General features: G+C 43.2%; 13 protein-coding genes and 1 tRNA gene. 2 read left to right on the top strand and 12 right to left on the bottom strand.

Going from position 1 to position 15,109, the window contains the following annotated elements; translation table 11 throughout:
• On the top strand, positions 1-655 hold a 655-nt coding region (locus tag ACYVRH_RS03000; RefSeq protein WP_461255450.1), incomplete at its 5' end, for a hypothetical protein.
• Between the two features lie 109 nt (positions 656-764).
• On the opposite strand, the gene ACYVRH_RS03005 is transcribed toward ACYVRH_RS03000, so the two are convergent.
• From ACYVRH_RS03005 to ACYVRH_RS03030, 6 genes are all read right to left on the bottom strand, one after another.
• The gene (locus ACYVRH_RS03005) at positions 765-1,940 is read right to left on the bottom strand and encodes a hypothetical protein (RefSeq protein WP_461255451.1); all 1,176 of its coding nucleotides are present in this window, start codon (positions 1,938-1,940) and stop codon (positions 765-767) included.
• A 15-nt stretch (positions 1,941-1,955) separates the two neighbouring features.
• The gene (locus tag ACYVRH_RS03010; RefSeq protein ID WP_461255452.1) at positions 1,956-3,245 is read right to left on the bottom strand and encodes a hypothetical protein; all 1,290 of its coding nucleotides are present in this window, start codon (positions 3,243-3,245) and stop codon (positions 1,956-1,958) included.
• A 13-nt stretch (positions 3,246-3,258) separates the two neighbouring features.
• Positions 3,259-5,511 carry a glycoside hydrolase gene (locus ACYVRH_RS03015; protein ID WP_461255453.1) on the bottom strand — a complete coding sequence of 751 codons (2,253 nt, stop codon included), beginning with the start codon at positions 5,509-5,511 and terminating at the stop codon, positions 3,259-3,261.
• 96 nt (positions 5,512-5,607) lie between these two features.
• The gene (locus tag ACYVRH_RS03020) at positions 5,608-6,441 is read right to left on the bottom strand and encodes a carbohydrate ABC transporter permease (RefSeq protein WP_461255454.1); all 834 of its coding nucleotides are present in this window, start codon (positions 6,439-6,441) and stop codon (positions 5,608-5,610) included.
• A 1-nt stretch (position 6,442) separates the two neighbouring features.
• Positions 6,443-7,348 (bottom strand): carbohydrate ABC transporter permease, encoded by a 906-nt coding sequence (locus tag ACYVRH_RS03025; protein WP_461255455.1) that lies wholly within the window; start codon positions 7,346-7,348, stop codon positions 6,443-6,445.
• A 4-nt stretch (positions 7,349-7,352) separates the two neighbouring features.
• Positions 7,353-8,624: an extracellular solute-binding protein gene (locus tag ACYVRH_RS03030; RefSeq protein ID WP_461255456.1), complete on the bottom strand. Its 1,272-nt coding sequence runs from the start codon at positions 8,622-8,624 to the stop codon at positions 7,353-7,355.
• A gap of 181 nt (positions 8,625-8,805) precedes the next feature.
• On the opposite strand from ACYVRH_RS03030, the gene ACYVRH_RS03035 reads away from it, so the two are divergent.
• On the top strand, positions 8,806-11,562 hold the full coding sequence (locus ACYVRH_RS03035) for an ankyrin repeat domain-containing protein (protein ID WP_461255457.1): 2,757 nt from the start codon (positions 8,806-8,808) through the stop codon (positions 11,560-11,562).
• Between the two features lie 35 nt (positions 11,563-11,597).
• Here the strand turns inward: ACYVRH_RS03035 and ACYVRH_RS03040 are convergent.
• The 6 genes from ACYVRH_RS03040 to ACYVRH_RS03065 form a co-directional block, all read right to left on the bottom strand.
• A tRNA-Arg gene (locus tag ACYVRH_RS03040) sits at positions 11,598-11,671 on the bottom strand.
• 34 nt (positions 11,672-11,705) lie between these two features.
• Positions 11,706-13,151 carry a hypothetical protein gene (locus tag ACYVRH_RS03045; protein ID WP_461255458.1) on the bottom strand — a complete coding sequence of 482 codons (1,446 nt, stop codon included), beginning with the start codon at positions 13,149-13,151 and terminating at the stop codon, positions 11,706-11,708.
• A gap of 30 nt (positions 13,152-13,181) precedes the next feature.
• Positions 13,182-13,373 carry a hypothetical protein gene (locus tag ACYVRH_RS03050; RefSeq protein WP_461255459.1) on the bottom strand — a complete coding sequence of 64 codons (192 nt, stop codon included), beginning with the start codon at positions 13,371-13,373 and terminating at the stop codon, positions 13,182-13,184.
• A gap of 303 nt (positions 13,374-13,676) precedes the next feature.
• A complete protein-coding gene (locus tag ACYVRH_RS03055; RefSeq protein ID WP_461255460.1) occupies positions 13,677-14,069 on the bottom strand; it encodes a putative toxin-antitoxin system toxin component, PIN family in 393 nt (130 codons plus the stop codon).
• Positions 14,057-14,359: a type II toxin-antitoxin system Phd/YefM family antitoxin gene (locus tag ACYVRH_RS03060; protein ID WP_461255461.1), complete on the bottom strand. Its 303-nt coding sequence runs from the start codon at positions 14,357-14,359 to the stop codon at positions 14,057-14,059. Before ACYVRH_RS03060 ends, ACYVRH_RS03055 begins: the two co-directional genes overlap by 13 nt.
• A 63-nt stretch (positions 14,360-14,422) precedes the next feature.
• Entirely contained in the window at positions 14,423-15,091 is a 669-nt protein-coding gene (locus tag ACYVRH_RS03065) for a hypothetical protein (RefSeq protein ID WP_461255462.1), read from the bottom strand.
• Between the last annotated feature and the right edge of the window lie 18 nt (positions 15,092-15,109).

Genomic DNA, 15,109 nt, shown 5'->3' on the forward strand with positions numbered 1-15,109 from the left:
AACCCTCATTAATAGAAATTATAACCTTACCGCAAAGTGGGCAGACGGCGATCCAGAACCTGTAGACATGAATTTGGATTTGAATAACTCTAATTGGAGTGCGCTTCCAAGTATGCCGTCAAATTGGACAGTAGGCAGCATAAAATGGCCAACAGATTATGCGACAACTGCTTACGATGAAGGTAAATTGACAATTACATTCGACGGGCGCAACAGGCAAAGGGCGATCATACCTCTTAATGCCGACCAAATCTATGAGTTGTTGGATCCGTCATTAACAGGAGTCACCTTCAGAATTGTCGGAACCGTAGCAAGAGGGGAACAGGGGACGCTGCCAGATACGCAAATCGCATCCGGTGAGCTTGGATTCGCCGGATTCCGCCTACATTTGATTGACCCGACTGTCAATGATGCTTGGAATGGAACTGACACCGGTAAAGAAGACCCATTAACAGGCAATACAGACCCGTCAAATGATCATCTTGTGGAATATCGGCAATTCTCCAGTAATAAAAAAGAGGCTGCGCTCAAATATTTCGCGATACAGGCAATGTTTAGAGATAATAATAATGCTGCCGGTACTACAGCAACTGGTTTCCCAAAAGTGATTATCACCATTGATTCAATTACAATTGAACCCGGTAACACCGAATAACACGGTTTAAGTTTATTTGAGGGCTGTCCGGAAAAATTCCGGGCAGCTTTTTTTTGCGCCTTTACCATGCCATAAAAAATGCGGGAAAGATACTTTTTTCACTGTACTTTTAAAACGTATAACACAGACGCAAATTAAACCATTGGGTGTAATAGTCATTATTGTCAAGCGTTTGGTAGGCGTTGGAAGTATAACGGTAGACGAAAGCAATGTAGAAATTGTTGTATATGTTTACTTTTACCTGAGGCTCAAGATACCAGTTATTGTAAAAAACGTCAGGATATGACTCGCTTCCGTTAAAGCCCATTACAAGACCGCCCATAACGCCGGCGACCAAACGATTATTGATAAATTTATAATAGAAAGACGGCCTGATCTCCAATAACTGCCCTGTTTTTTTTACAAAGTTATCCCTGTATCCAGCGTCAATGCCGGCGTTAAAATACATGGAATCATAGTGGGCATAGAGCCAGTTCTGAATATAACCTGGCGGGCCATACCCGCTTCCCCTCCCTTCCGAGTTAATGCCTTCGCAGTAACCGTTTGCCCATATTTGCATACCGGGCAACAGCATCCAAAGGAGGCGCTCTTCAACGCGGTACACAAATTTTTCCCCGGTTACGAATACAGCGTCGCTTTTTACGTCACGGTCAAAACGGTAGGCAAAACGGAACGCGAAATATTTATGCTCCCAAGCGATACCCACTATCGACTCTTTAAAAAGATCACCGAATTGTTCCTTAGCGTCCAACGGCACCCCTTCATCTGACCGGTTCAGCACAAAGCCCAAGTTCAGACCGCGTAAAGGACCTAGGGGTTTCCATTCGACGCGTATCCCCATTATCGGGGCGCCGCCTGAAGATTCCAGTTCCTGATACAATTCAGGCCCGCCGGTTCCCCAGGGAGACTCGCCTAAAAGTCCGGCTGAAATTCTAAGTTGGTTGTTGATTGTGCCGCCGTAACCATAAGCGTAATCCGTTCGGATTTTGAGCAGGTTAGGATCGTTCGCGCTTGTCCCGCGTCTGAAATTATCCTGAAAAAACCGCGTCCGTATCCCGATATTTTTTAATTCAAAGGCAATGCCAATCCGAATCCGTCCTTCAGACGCGCCCGTGTCGCCGTCATTGTTGTTTATTCTGGCATAAGAAGTGGTTTCGCCGCCCTCGTCCCTCCGCTCGAATAAAAACCCGGTTTTAACTTCTCCGGTAATCTCTATGTCTTCCAAAGCAAAAGTAAAACTTGCCGCAACCAGACTTATTAGCAACGCGGTGACTATTTTTTTCATGCGGTTCCCCCTTTGCTAAAACGCGTACACCGCTCGGATGTTTACCGAATGTTTTACGGACTTTTCTCCACGTCGCTCTATTTCATCTTCATTGAACCACGCGTATTTGTCGGTAAAAGCGTACACCGCCGCTATGTAACCGCCACCTCCAATATTCAGCCTTATTTGCGGCTCAACGGAGATATACTGATAAGGGGCAGATTTATAAGTCTTGCCGTCGCCGAATTCCATGCCGAACCCCAGACCAAGACCGGCCTGTAACAGGTTGTCAAAAAATTTATAATAAAACGCCGGCCTGAATTCCAGTCTCTGGTATTCCTGTCTCTCTGTTGGCGTGAATTCCGGGTTGTAATACGATTTGTATATGCCAAAACCGGCGTTAAATTGGGCAATAAAATTATCCGTGTCCCACAGCCAGTACAGCCAGTTAATAAAATACTCTCCCCCGCCCATTGTCTTCCTGATAGTTTTTCCTTCCTCGTCTAAACTGTCAATATCTTGCTTCTCGCCTCCTATCCCGTAATAATAACCGTTAAGCCATATCCGCATATCGTCTACAATGGTTCTAAGCGCCTTCTCCTCAAGACGGTAGGTCAGGCGGCCTCCTTCGTTTATTTGGGGGTTAGCGTAAGTGTCTACTTTGCTGTCAAAGCGGTAGCCAACTCGGATGGCAAAATAATCATTCTCATAAGCGGCGCCCACGACCGACTCACCAAGCACATCGCCGAAGGTTTGTTCCACGGTAGGAAGCTGGGTACGATCGGGCTGGTTCAACACGAAACCCACATTCAGTCCCGGAACAAAGGATGGCTTAATTTCAAAGCGTATTCCCATAAGCCCCTCACTCACGGTGTAGGGTTCTTTACTCAGGCTGTTGTAGCCGGTATATTCACGGTTTTCCGGATCACTCTGTAAGTTAGGACCGCCGGTACCCCATGGCGATTCGCCTAAAAGCCCCATAGATATTCTAAACTGGTCATTAAACAAATTGCCATAAGCGTAGACAAAGCTCCATTCAGGGTAATACGGACCCAGATTAGTAGAGTCCGGCTCTATTTGAAAGCGTAGGCGCACTCCAAGATTTTGATAAGTGAAATTAAAATCAAGGCGAAGCCGCCCCTGGCCCGTGCCGGAATCGCCGTCGTTATTGGTCATTCCCCCAGTTGCCACGGGGTCATGGTCTCCTATCTTTTCCTGTTCAATGTAAAAACCGGTTTTAATCTCGCCGGAATAGATTATCTCCTGCGCGTATAACGCCCTTATTGCCGTAAAAACGGCAATAAGCACAACGACAGCTTTTTTCATTATAAAGTCTCTCCTATTTTACGGTATAAGGCCTCTTTCTTGGCTCAAAATGTCTGCCACCGGCATTTGTCCATTGCCCCTTAACCATGATCGAGATAATGTTTCCTCCCGGCAAAGTAACCTCTACGGCTGATTTGCCTTCGGTCGTGGTGTAAAGGAACACAGGCTCGTTAATCCAGTACCGAGGCGTGCCGTTCGGCACGTCATCCCATGTTTGACCGTTGGCGTTTTCCCATCCATAAGACCGCAAAGCGCTGGCGCTTTCTGCAGTAAAGCCATCTGGCAGAACAACCTCTATCCTGCCCACATTGACGCTGAGCCTTGTAGGATCGTTTGTCCCATTTGTACCGCCGCTGCCGAAACTGGCGTCTATACTGCCGCTGGAATTGGCGCTGTTGATGTTAGAAGTATTGGTAGAGGCATTCGGGGTAAACATGACAATACTGATAAACTTGCCATCGGTATCTTCAAACGCGCTTATCTTAGGATCTGTCGCGCCCGCGTTGAAATAGTTAGTAGTAGTATTAAAATTAATAGTACCCCGCGTAAGGCTTATGTCCAGAAGCCATGTCTCGTTGACATAGCGGGCATAGTGGGCAAAGGCCCTCCCTCTGGGGGTATACGTGTATGCCGGCCACGGTGTCGCTCCAACGCTCCCCGTTTCTTGTCCTTGTCCGTTGCCGTTTACAGGAGTACCCTGATAACTGGTTACAAGGCCGGAGTAGCTTGAAGAAAACCACCAGTCAAAGACGCTTTCATGGACAACGCGCAAACCCCAATCCACATCGTTCATCGCGGCAAACGCGGAATTCCAGTAACGCTGAACATTACTGCCGGGTATCTCTGTTGATTTTGACCAGTAGTTGAAGTCATGCTCCGTCTGCCAAATCTCCCGTTTTATACTCCCTGCCGTTGATCCGGGCGCGTACATTTGCGGGGACATCGCCAGTGATTCCGACTCAAAGCGGCCAGTATAACTTGCCTGGGGTCGGTCTGCCCACGCGGTGCCGGCGGAACCGGCAAGAGCGGTAACCCTCTGAGTGCTGTTGTACCAATGGTGGCCAAGTATTTCGAAATTATTATTCGCCGGGTTTGTGCCGCTGTTACTGTTTATTATATCAGTATAATAATCAGGCCTGCCCATATTGTCGGCGGTCATCGCTAATACGTGGTGGGTCGCTTTGCCGCCGCCGTAGCCTGGAATAATGTCGTCTTCAAACATTGAGGAAGTGAGACCCGCCCCGCTCGGGTTTGTTACCCGCTGGGTAGTAAAATGCCCTACGGTCCTGAACCAGTCCCTATGAACAGCCGATGTCATCCCCATACCTTCATAAGCGGCATTCGCGCCATTGTCAGGCTCATTGAGGATGCCGAGCGCAAAAATAGGCGCGTTGTTGGAGTTGAGCCATTTAAGGAAGTCCCGTAACCAGTCAGAGTAGCCTACAAAGTTTGATGGAGTTTCAGTGATGACACCGCCCCGTACCGCGTTATTCGCTTTAAATCTTCCGGGAGCGGTCCAGGGATTCGCGTACACATAACCGCCTAATTGGTTGACCCGCCTAATAACGGCAAAGAAATTACTACGGGCATTATGGTAAAACACGCTCTGATTCCGGCTTTGAATCTCATTTTGTATGTATCTTAAATAATCGTCCTGTACCATTATGCGCAGGATATTGCAACCCATCTCGCCCATGAGCAGGTCAATGTAGTGGACATCAGCGTCCGGGCTGGCATCGGCGTTGTTACCGTCCCTGAACATAAATGATCCTGTGCCGCCTACGCCGCGCACATAGTTGACGCGGGTACTGCCTATGGCAAATGAGGTAGGCGCCGGAACGGCTGTATCGGTTATTCTTATACGCGCGGTGCCGCTTACAAGCTCATTTGTGTTTTCTGTCGTGACTATTGTAACTGTTACATAGTAGTAGTAGTCTCCGGGTGATGAAATTACAGGCGCATAGGAAACTCCTGTCTCGTTTGTGATTAACGTTCCTTCGCTGGAAGGCGAAGTCCTTGAGTACCATTTGTATGAAGTATTAGGTTTCGATTCTGACAGTTCCACGGTTAATGTTTTTGAAGCGGCGGAGGCTGAATTCCATTCCGCCAGAGTAAAAGACTTGCTGACAGGATGCTTAACTATCTCCACCTGCTTGGTAGTAGGAATTATTTGTTGCGTCTCCTCCTCAGCACAGCCTGTTAAAAACATTCCCGATACCAGCAGTACGCTTAGTAATAAAAAAAGAACGGCTTTTCTCATTTTCATATTAAACTCCTTGAATACTCAGAAATATATATAATTTTTTAACTACTTAAAAATATACCGCCCCATAAACCATTTGTCAACAAAAAGCGTGCGGCGCTACCCTTTGATCGCTCCCGCCATCATACCCTTAACTAACTTGTCTTGACCGAAAATATACAATAAAATGACCGGCAGACTGGATAAAACCAGCAACGCCATGATCAACGGCGTATTTATCGAATATTGCCCCTGATATTCCCAGATCGCAAGCGGCAGGGTGCGTGCGTCCTGAGACTGGGTAAGCACCATTGCAAATACAAACTCGTTCCATATTACTACCCCGTTATAAATTGCCAGAGTCGCAAGCCCCGATTTTGACAGAGGGAAGATTATCTTGAAAAATGTCGAGAATTTTCCGCAGCCGTCAATCTCGGCGGCTTCTTCCATCTCTTTGGAAATACCCTGCATAAACGATGTCAGGATGAAAATGGATATGGGCAGGTTAAAAGCCACATTGGGGCCGATAAGGGCGTAAGCCTTGTCATACATATTAAAACGAATAGTCATTATAAACACGGGAATAAGGGTAATGTGAATGGGAATGGACATGGCGGCGACAATGGCGGCGAATATTGGCCTGTTCAGCTTGAATTGCATCCGTGAAAGCGGGTAGGCGGCAAAAGCGCTCAGGAATAACAGCAATGTAAGGGAAACTGCAAGGACGAATATGCTGTTTAAGAAATATTGATAAAATCCGCCTTGCATGACGGTAACGTAATTCCTAAAATTTATCGACTTAGGCAGTTTGAAAAGACCGTCGGTAATAAATTCTCCCTGACTCTTGAAAGTGGTCATTATCTGAAACACAAAGGGCGCGCCGGTTATAACCAGCCACAGTACCGCAAAAAGCAATGCGAACAGCCAGAAAAAAGAAAAACGTTTCGGTTTCATTTTACGCATCCACTTTCCGGTTTATTGTACTGACAACGACAAGGGCCGTCAGCGTTATCAGAATAAACATTCCCGAAGCGATGGCGGCTCCGTAGCCCATGTTAAAACTGATGAAGGATGTCCTGTACATATACGTCGCCATGAGTTCCGTAGCCGCTCCTGGACCTCCGCCTGTCATAACATAGACAAGATCGAAATATTTAAGAGAGCCGATAATCGAAAGAGTTATTCCTGAGATAATTGTTGGCCTCAGCAGAGGCAGGGACACGCGCCAAAAATACTGGCTCCGCGTCGCCCCGTCTATGCTGGCCGCCTCAAAGAGTTCCACGGGTATTGTCCCGTAGGCGGCAAGATATAAAACCATATAAAAGGGAATGTATTGCCAGCAGACTACCCCAATGACGGTATATAGCGCGGCCTTTGGATTTCCCAACAGATCCACCCCAACGCCCCCAAACATTTTTGAAATTGACGCGAAAATCCCGCTGCCCGCGTCCAGTGAGTATTTAAAAAGCACGCCTATAGCCACGGATGAGAGCAGATAGGGAATAAACCATATAATTTTGAAAACAGTTCCCTTTTTTTCGGTAATGTCTAAAAAAGTGGCAAGCGCCATGGCAAAAGGAACTTGAAACAACAGTGACAAGAACATAATCTTCAGATTGTTGATAAAGGCGCTCCAAAAATAACCGTCCTTTATAAGTGCGATCCAGTTGGAAAGCCCCGTAAAAGTACGGCTGCGCCCCATACCGTTCCATTCCATCGTGCTTGTGATAAAAGTATCAATTATGGGATACGCGACATAAACAGCGAGAAAAATAAGAGCCGGCAATAGAAACACCGTTGCAGCGATACGGATCGCTCTCTGACGAACGCCGCGAAGTGAATCTGGTTTTCTGCCGGCCATTGGCTTACCTCTTTTTAAGATAAGCAGCCTGGGCATCTTGAAGTTTTTGCGCGGCGGCGCGTGGAGTTAAAGTTCCGCCGAAAATTTGCTGGCTGGTGACTTTATGAACTTCGGACACTTCAAAGGATAGTGACTGATCATACCAAAGTTGCAAATCAGGAGCCGATTGAATCTGGTTAAACAATTCTATCAGAATCGGGTCGGTCAGCTTTGCCCCTTTTACGGGAGGTATGCGCCCATCCTCCAGCGCGTCTTTTACCGCGACATCGTCAATCAGGCAGGTGATAAGCTCAAAAGCTTTTGCCTGATTTTTTGAAGACGCAGACACATGGTAGAAGTTATCCCCGATTGTGCCAAATGCCGTATTGGGATTTCCGGTTCCCTGCTCGTCTCTGGGGAATTTGAAGATGCCCATCTTGGCATGGAAAACGGGGCTTTCGTTAAGAGCCTGCATATTAAACCAGCTTCCCATAAAAACCATAGCGGCTTCTCCTCGGTAGATAGTCATACGCGCCTGGCCGGCATCCCAATCAAGACCGTTAAAACCTGTAATAAAATAGCCTTTCTTCACCCATTCCTGAATTTTTTCACCGGCGTAGATAAAAGCGGGATCCATGAAAGTGCCGGAACCGTCAACCGCCTTTTGAAACGGCTGAATTCCGCCTCGGCGGGTAGCAAGCGCCATATAATACATGGAGCCGGTCCACTGGGTTTTATTCGCAAGGGCGAAGGGGAAAATATTGTTCTTCTTTAGCGTGTCACAGACCGTTTCCAGTTCACTTATCGTTGTGGGTACCGCCAGCCTGTACTTTGAAAAAATTTCTTTATTATAGAATATCGTGCCAACCGCGACGTTATTTACGGGAACGCCCCAAATTTTTTCCTGATAGGTAGCCTGAGCAATCGCGGCATCCAGAAATTTCGCCTTGTAATTGTTGGCGTTCATATATGAGGTAATATCCGCAATCTGGTTGTTTCTGATAAATTCCTGCATAGGGCCGCCGCCCCATGAAAAGAAACAATCCGGCACCCGTCCCGACGCCAGGGCTATAGCCAGTTTCTGTTTGTAGGAATCGTTGGCAATCATAGTAATATTCACTTTGATGTCCGGGTTATTTTTTCTAAATCTCGCGACAGCGCGCCTGTAAATATCAGGGCCGTTTCCGTCTGTCGCGATTGACCATAGTTCCAGAGTTTGTCCCTTTTGGGCAAACGCCAGACTGACAACCGCAAACAGCATCAGAGCGGCAAGAATAAAGGGCTTTAAATATTTCATGCTTTCCTCCTGAAAATACGGCATATCCCGCTTATATTCCAGTATATCACAAAATTAAAATTTTTCAATAGAGATAAAACCTTAAAAACTGAATATTTAAGCTGCTAATTGATATTTTTTTTATACCGATAATATAAACATGAAAAAGGCATTTTCTTTTCCCGTGTTTATATGCGTTTTTATGGTAATTTTACCGCTTGCCATTAGCTGCTTAACTGCCCGTAAAAGCGCCCCAGAAGGCGAAACATCCCCAGTTTGGGGATTGTTAAAGAAAGGTGATGACAGCGCCAAATCATTTTTCCAAGGTGAAGTTGACGTTAATGCCGTTGATTCTGACGGAAGATCTCCCATTTTTTATGCGGTGGAAAAAAAAGATTCGGAGCTTGTAATCTTTTTCCTATCGCATGGAGCTAATCCAAATGTTGTTGATAGTGAAGGACAAACCCCTCTTGGACTCTGTTTTAAAAATAATGATCCAAAAACAGCGGGCGTGTTAGCCGCAAACGGAGCGGATATTCATAAATCCATACCATTATCAGATAACGCTACCCCAGCCGTTCTTGCGCTTGAAACAAACCCGGCAATTTTTACGGCAATTTTAAACCCCACGACAATAAATTCAACAGACTCTGACGGAAAAACCATTCTTCATAAAGCCGTTATTGTGGGTAATATGAACGCAGTAACGGAATTATTATCTGCCTCCACCTCTTCCACAGTCTTAATAAATAAAAAAGATAATGACGGTAAAAACGCGGTTGATTACGCCCTTGAACGGGCGGATTCCAGAACCCATATCGCTATAGCCGAACAATTAATATTAGCCGGCGGTTACTGTGATAATCCGGTATTTGCCTACTTTGGTCCCGCAGTCCGCAGCGCGAATTATAATATCCGCCGCAATGAGGGGCTTGCGCCGATTCATTACGCCGTAATGGATAACCATGCCGGCCTTGTAATATTCTTGCTTGAGAAAAATATAGACTTAAATATAAAAACCACATCAGGAGCGACCGCCCTTCATGAAGCCGTAAGAATTGGAAACATTGACATTATTTCCATGCTTGTTAACTCAGGAGCCGATGTCAATGCGATGGATGCCGGCGGAAATACCCCTCTTCATGTTGGAATTCCGCCTGACGCGTATTTGAATGTCTTAGCCTTGCTTGTTTCCAGAGGCGCCGATGTCAATCTTCGCGATGAACACGGCGATACGCCTCTTCATATTGCCGTTATGTTAAATCGATCTCCCGAATCCATTAAACTATTATTGAATTCAGGAGGGGACGTATACATCAGGAATATAAATGGAAAAACGCCGTTATACATCGCCGTTCAGGAACGCCGTACCTTGATAATTCCGCTTTTAATAGAATTTGGTTCGGAAATATTCGCATTTGACAATAATGGAGTAACGCCTTTTGACATCTCCGCAAAGGCAAATGACGGCACATATAATTTACTAATTACAAAAGAAACGGTTAATCAAAGGGACAGTTCGGGAAATACAATGCTTCATTCTGCGGTAATAAACCGCGCAAAATCCGAACAAATAGGACGGATACTTGACCAGAGGGCTTTAGTTGATTCAAGAAACAAAGACGGTGATACCGCTCTTCATATCGCCGTAAGGACTAATCAGAGGGAAATCGGCGAATATTTAATTGTTCGCGGGGCGAATGTTTTTTCACTTAACAGCGCGGGAGATAGCCCGCTTTCCCTTGCGTTAAAAACGGATAATATTCGGGAATGGATAATTAATTCCACAACCATTACCGCAAAAGACGGTTTAGGGAACAATATGCTTCATTATGCTTCTGAATGGGGGTTAAACAACGCTATTACAATAATTATAAGAAGCGGCATTTCCGTTGACACGCAAAACGCTACGGGGCAGACTCCTTTATTTTTAGCTACAAAATGCGACAGCCCTTCCACATTAAAAATTTTTATTGATAACAACGCCAATTTAAACATACGCGACAGTCAGGGTAATTCCGCTCTTCATGCCGCAGTACGCTGGAACGCCAATAATTCAATTTCATTTTTAATTTCATCGGGAATGGATATTAACGCCAATTCGTTAAACGGCAATACCCCTCTTCATGACGCGATTATTCTTAATTTGCCTGAAATTGTATCATTACTTATTACTCAGGGCGCCAATCTTGAATGCAGAAATATTGACGGTAACACTCCTTTAATGGAAGCCATAAGATGCGGAGTAATAACTTCAGTTGAAAAACTTGTCACAAACGGCGCCGATACAACATGCAGAAATACTAGGGGAGATACCCCCTTGCATATCGCTGTCGCGATGGAACGTATAGATATAGCAAATGTTTTGTTAAAAACAGGAGTTTCCATTCACGCCCGTAATACAAGAAACATTACTCCTTATCAGACGGCGTTAAGCATATCGCCAAAAATGGTATCAACCCTCTTAGAAAACAACAGAATTTTCATACCGGACGATTACGGCAATTCCGTCCTTCATATCGCGTTACTCGAAAGAACGTCAGATGAAATAATAAAAGCGATAATAAATCAAGGCGCGAGAATAAACGCCATTGACAACAACGGTAAAACTCCCCTGCGTTTGGCGCTTGATTTGGAGTTATGGCAAGCTGTAAAAATTATCGCCGATTCAGGCGCCGATCCGTTCTTTGTAGCGGCTGACAACAGGTCTCCCGCTGAAATCGCGTTTTCCAAAGGTGAAATTGCCATCAGGGCGGTTTTTTCAGGAAAAGCGATAAGCGACAAAGACAGTTCCGGCAATACAATTTTACATTATGCCGCAAGGTTAGGCGGCCCTGAAATAATTTCCCTTCTTCTTGAATTGGGCGCGAACAGAACCATAAAAAATATCTCCTCTGAAAGCCCCAATGATATTGCTTTAAGATGGAACCGCAGGGATAATTCCGAGTTGTTAAGATAGTACGCAAAATTTTCTCACAAAGATAACAAAGGGTTTGACAGACGCGGGATTTGAACCCACTACCTTCAGCTCCGGAGGCTGACGCTCTATCCAAGTGAGCTAGTCTGCCGTATTTTTTAATTTAACTTTTTGTTCGGCAAATGTCAATCGTTGGTGTCAAATACGGTTTTTCCAAGTTTTTGACGCGAAATGTCAACTGATAGTCGGTATTTTTCTAACGCTTCTTTCTCTCTTTCAAGTTCATTGAACGTGTAAATTGTTTTACCTTCTTTTATCTCTACTTGCGGATTTGAAATCGCGCCCATATCTTTTATTACCCTGTCTGCGGCTGACGCAAGATCATCGGGACGGCATTCCGATACGGAAGGATTAAACGCGCCCGCGTCAATTTTATTTGGGGAAGAAAATATTTTGCTAAAACTAAAACGTTTAAAATTTTTTAGCTTTATCTCATTGTTTTCTTTTTTTTCAATGAAAAAACGGACTGTGGGAATAATCCAAAACAAAAGGGAAAAAGCAAGCGGTATTATGCCTAAGACGGCTCTTATAATATTGTGAGGCTCATTCGTTATTTGTGAAAGAAAATAATGCGTATACGCGTAAAGCGAAGACGCGCTTTTATATTGAATCTCGCTTAATAATTGTCCCGCGTTAAAAGACTGATATAAGAAATATGAGCCAAATATTAAATTTACCGCGTTAATTACCGCAAACCAGCCGTTCATCGGCTTTTTATTATCAGAAAACGTTTTAAGCCTTTTTACGGGGGGAATTAATTCGTTTGATTTTCCCGTAACGGAACTTAAAAGCAGTTTGTCAAAACGGTAAACAATTGTTCCCTCTTCAGTTACTTCCGGGCTTCCTTCAAACTTCGATAAAAAAGAAAGAATATCCGTTTCCGCTTCAAGGCTGTTCATGCCTGTAAACGCCATGTATTCCGCAATGGAGATAACTCCCCTATTTGCCTGAATGTACGAAATAATCGCCTTGTATTCCTGATCTTCCCAATTTTTATTCGGGTCTTCTTCGCCAAAAACAAAAGAAAATACCGCCTTGTGCAATGGGCGCTTTTCGCTGTTTTGCCTGACATTTGGGCGCCCATATCCGTATCTTGGGCGGGTCAATTCCGAGTAAAACCATATCCGCCAAATAAGATTAAATAAGCCAAAGTTGACGGAGCCGCCGCTCCTGCGCCCTCCCCTGCCGCCTGATTTTCCCGCCGCGGATAAAAATACGCTTGCGAGCGCTAGCGCCATAAAAAGCATAAAGTATCCCACAAGCATCACTACTATCCAGATTTTAAATAAAAAAGCGCAAGATGTTTTAATAACGGCAAATATTTTTTTTGCAGTCTTTTTAAACACTGCTCCTAATCCCCTGTAACGGCTTGTAAAACCGTTTGGAAAATAATATAAAATTTCTCCAGATTCCGTTACCCGCAAATGCCCCGAATACTCATATGCCGCTTTTGGCAAAAGTTCGTTAACAACGGAAAGAGGCAGCGCCGTAGCCGCGCAAACATCCGCCGCGACAGCGCCTTTTCTTTTGCGTTTAAGGGTAGTGACAATTTTTTGGTATTCTATTGACATTGATTTATTCTAGCATGTTATTGAAAATAATTACCACTCGCGCGGGATAAACCCGTCAGGCATATCTATCTTCATTGTGTCGCCGGATTGCTCTATCACGTACAAGCCATTTTGCCAAATATATTTTTGTTTTTCCTTGTTACTGTCCGCTACGGCAATAGCTCCAAGAAATTTACGTTTATCATGTCTTTTATCCGCAGCTTTACGCAATATTCCCATCATAAATAGGTCTTACAAGATAATCCGAAATATTTCCAAAATTACACTCAAATTCTTTAAATATTTCCTCGTTAATTTCCTCTATCCATTTAACTTCTTAATCAAAAGTTTCCTCATTATTTGATATTCCAGTTGTATTATCCGAAAGGTCTATGTCTTTCTTATCTTTTTTTGATATATATTGTTTACCTCATCGCGTTGTTCAAGAATACCCGCTCTGTCTACTTTAGCCGTTTGGCGACTTCTTGTAAAACTTTTTTCACAAAAAAAGCGTCTCACACATGGAAGCCGCTAATTAATGTCCCGTTAATTCTTAAAAATTAATAAAAAATCTTTTGGTGAAATTATTGTTTCTTCTTTGGGAAAATGTTTTTTATTGCCGGTAATTAAATATTCCGCTTTACCGGTCTTATATACTTCATAAAATTTCTTGTCTGTTTCATCTGTAAATTTCTTGTTAATATAATCAGAAATAATTAATTCACCTTCATGTTTAAAAAAATTAATCAAATCATCTATTATTTCTTTAGGAAAACCAAATTCTTTTCTTGACAATACATCAATATATTCAAAGATAATTCTGTTATCATACAGTATTCTTAGGTCTCCTTTTAATGTCAACGACAATATTTTTGACGGAATTCCGCTTGTATTCATTAATGCGGAAACAATTACATTTGTATCGACTACGACTCGCATCCTTTATTTTTCCTCATTTCTCTTGTCTCTTTTATTATTGCGTTTATTTCTTTAAGCGTCATTTTATCATTACCTAAAGAAACAGATATTTCCTGCATTTTCTTTACCGCGTTTATCGCCTTTGCTCTTCTGACCGCTGAAACCGTATCTTCCAATGTCTCGTCGCTTAATGGCGTTAATAAGGCTATCGGTTTCCCGTTATGTGTAATAATCATTTCTTGTTCATTAGGCAATCTTTTCCAAATAGCGGCCGGGGAAGTCCTAAAATCTCTTACTGTAACGAATTTCATAAATATTCTCCTGTTTACTATTATTCATAAGTGTACCAAATTGTCACACGATTGTCAACAATATTAGTCTGAATGTAAAACGTTTATATTATCGTCCCAATGAATCCAGTCTTTAGCCATTTTTCTGACATTCCCTCTGTTTTCTTTTTTTACCGGATTCTTTCCTGTTATTTTGTTTAGAGCAATAAACAGATGGGCATTTTCTGTTCTTAATTTATTTATAATAAATGGAACAGCATCGTTGCCAAGTTGAATAATTTTTTCGTGATTACTATCTGTTGAATTGCCAATAAATGAATCGAATTTTGTCTGAGCGCGCCATTGCGTGTATAGCTCTTCAAAGACATTCCCAATATTAACAGCAATATCATCTGTTTCTAAGGAATATTTCGTGTCGTTTTTCTCTTTCTCTGTGAATGGATACGCATCATTAGTTTTATTTTTATATCTTTTTAAAAAATAGTATAATTTACTGAGTCTAGAAAGAGTAATATCAATATTGGAATTTCTTTGATAGAATTTATTCCTTGTTGTTAATTTTTGCAAATCTTTCATATAATGACAGTTTCTTGCATTTCTTAGAAAAAAATATTTATGTAATGTATTACGTAATTCATTATAAGGAATAAACATTAGCATAGCTTTTATTGCGCTTATTAATCTTTTTACTTCATAATATGAAGCATCCATTCTTTTTTCATGGCTGGAATTAGTATGATTTTCTTCAATCATTGATGTTTTTTTTTGAAA

The organism is Treponema sp. R80B11-R83G3 (assembly GCF_054786115.1).

Excerpts from the sequence above, each read along its gene's own strand:
- ACYVRH_RS03045 (WP_461255458.1), bottom strand. The coding sequence starts at position 13,151 with ATGTCAATAGAATACCAAAAAATTGTCACTACCCTTAAACGCAAAAGA.
- ACYVRH_RS03015 (WP_461255453.1), bottom strand. The coding sequence starts at position 5,511 with ATGAAAATGAGAAAAGCCGTTCTTTTTTTATTACTAAGCGTACTGCTG.
- ACYVRH_RS03025 (WP_461255455.1), bottom strand. The coding sequence starts at position 7,348 with ATGGCCGGCAGAAAACCAGATTCACTTCGCGGCGTTCGTCAGAGAGCG.
- ACYVRH_RS03005 (WP_461255451.1), bottom strand. The coding sequence starts at position 1,940 with ATGAAAAAAATAGTCACCGCGTTGCTAATAAGTCTGGTTGCGGCAAGT.
- ACYVRH_RS03030 (WP_461255456.1), bottom strand. The coding sequence starts at position 8,624 with ATGAAATATTTAAAGCCCTTTATTCTTGCCGCTCTGATGCTGTTTGCG.
- ACYVRH_RS03035 (WP_461255457.1), top strand. The coding sequence starts at position 8,806 with ATGGTAATTTTACCGCTTGCCATTAGCTGCTTAACTGCCCGTAAAAGC.
- ACYVRH_RS03020 (WP_461255454.1), bottom strand. The coding sequence starts at position 6,441 with ATGAAACCGAAACGTTTTTCTTTTTTCTGGCTGTTCGCATTGCTTTTT.
- ACYVRH_RS03010 (WP_461255452.1), bottom strand. The coding sequence starts at position 3,245 with ATGAAAAAAGCTGTCGTTGTGCTTATTGCCGTTTTTACGGCAATAAGG.
- ACYVRH_RS03050 (WP_461255459.1), bottom strand. The coding sequence starts at position 13,373 with ATGATGGGAATATTGCGTAAAGCTGCGGATAAAAGACATGATAAACGT.
- ACYVRH_RS03060 (WP_461255461.1), bottom strand. The coding sequence starts at position 14,359 with ATGAAATTCGTTACAGTAAGAGATTTTAGGACTTCCCCGGCCGCTATT.
- ACYVRH_RS03055 (WP_461255460.1), bottom strand. The coding sequence starts at position 14,069 with ATGCGAGTCGTAGTCGATACAAATGTAATTGTTTCCGCATTAATGAAT.
- ACYVRH_RS03065 (WP_461255462.1), bottom strand. The coding sequence starts at position 15,091 with ATGATTGAAGAAAATCATACTAATTCCAGCCATGAAAAAAGAATGGAT.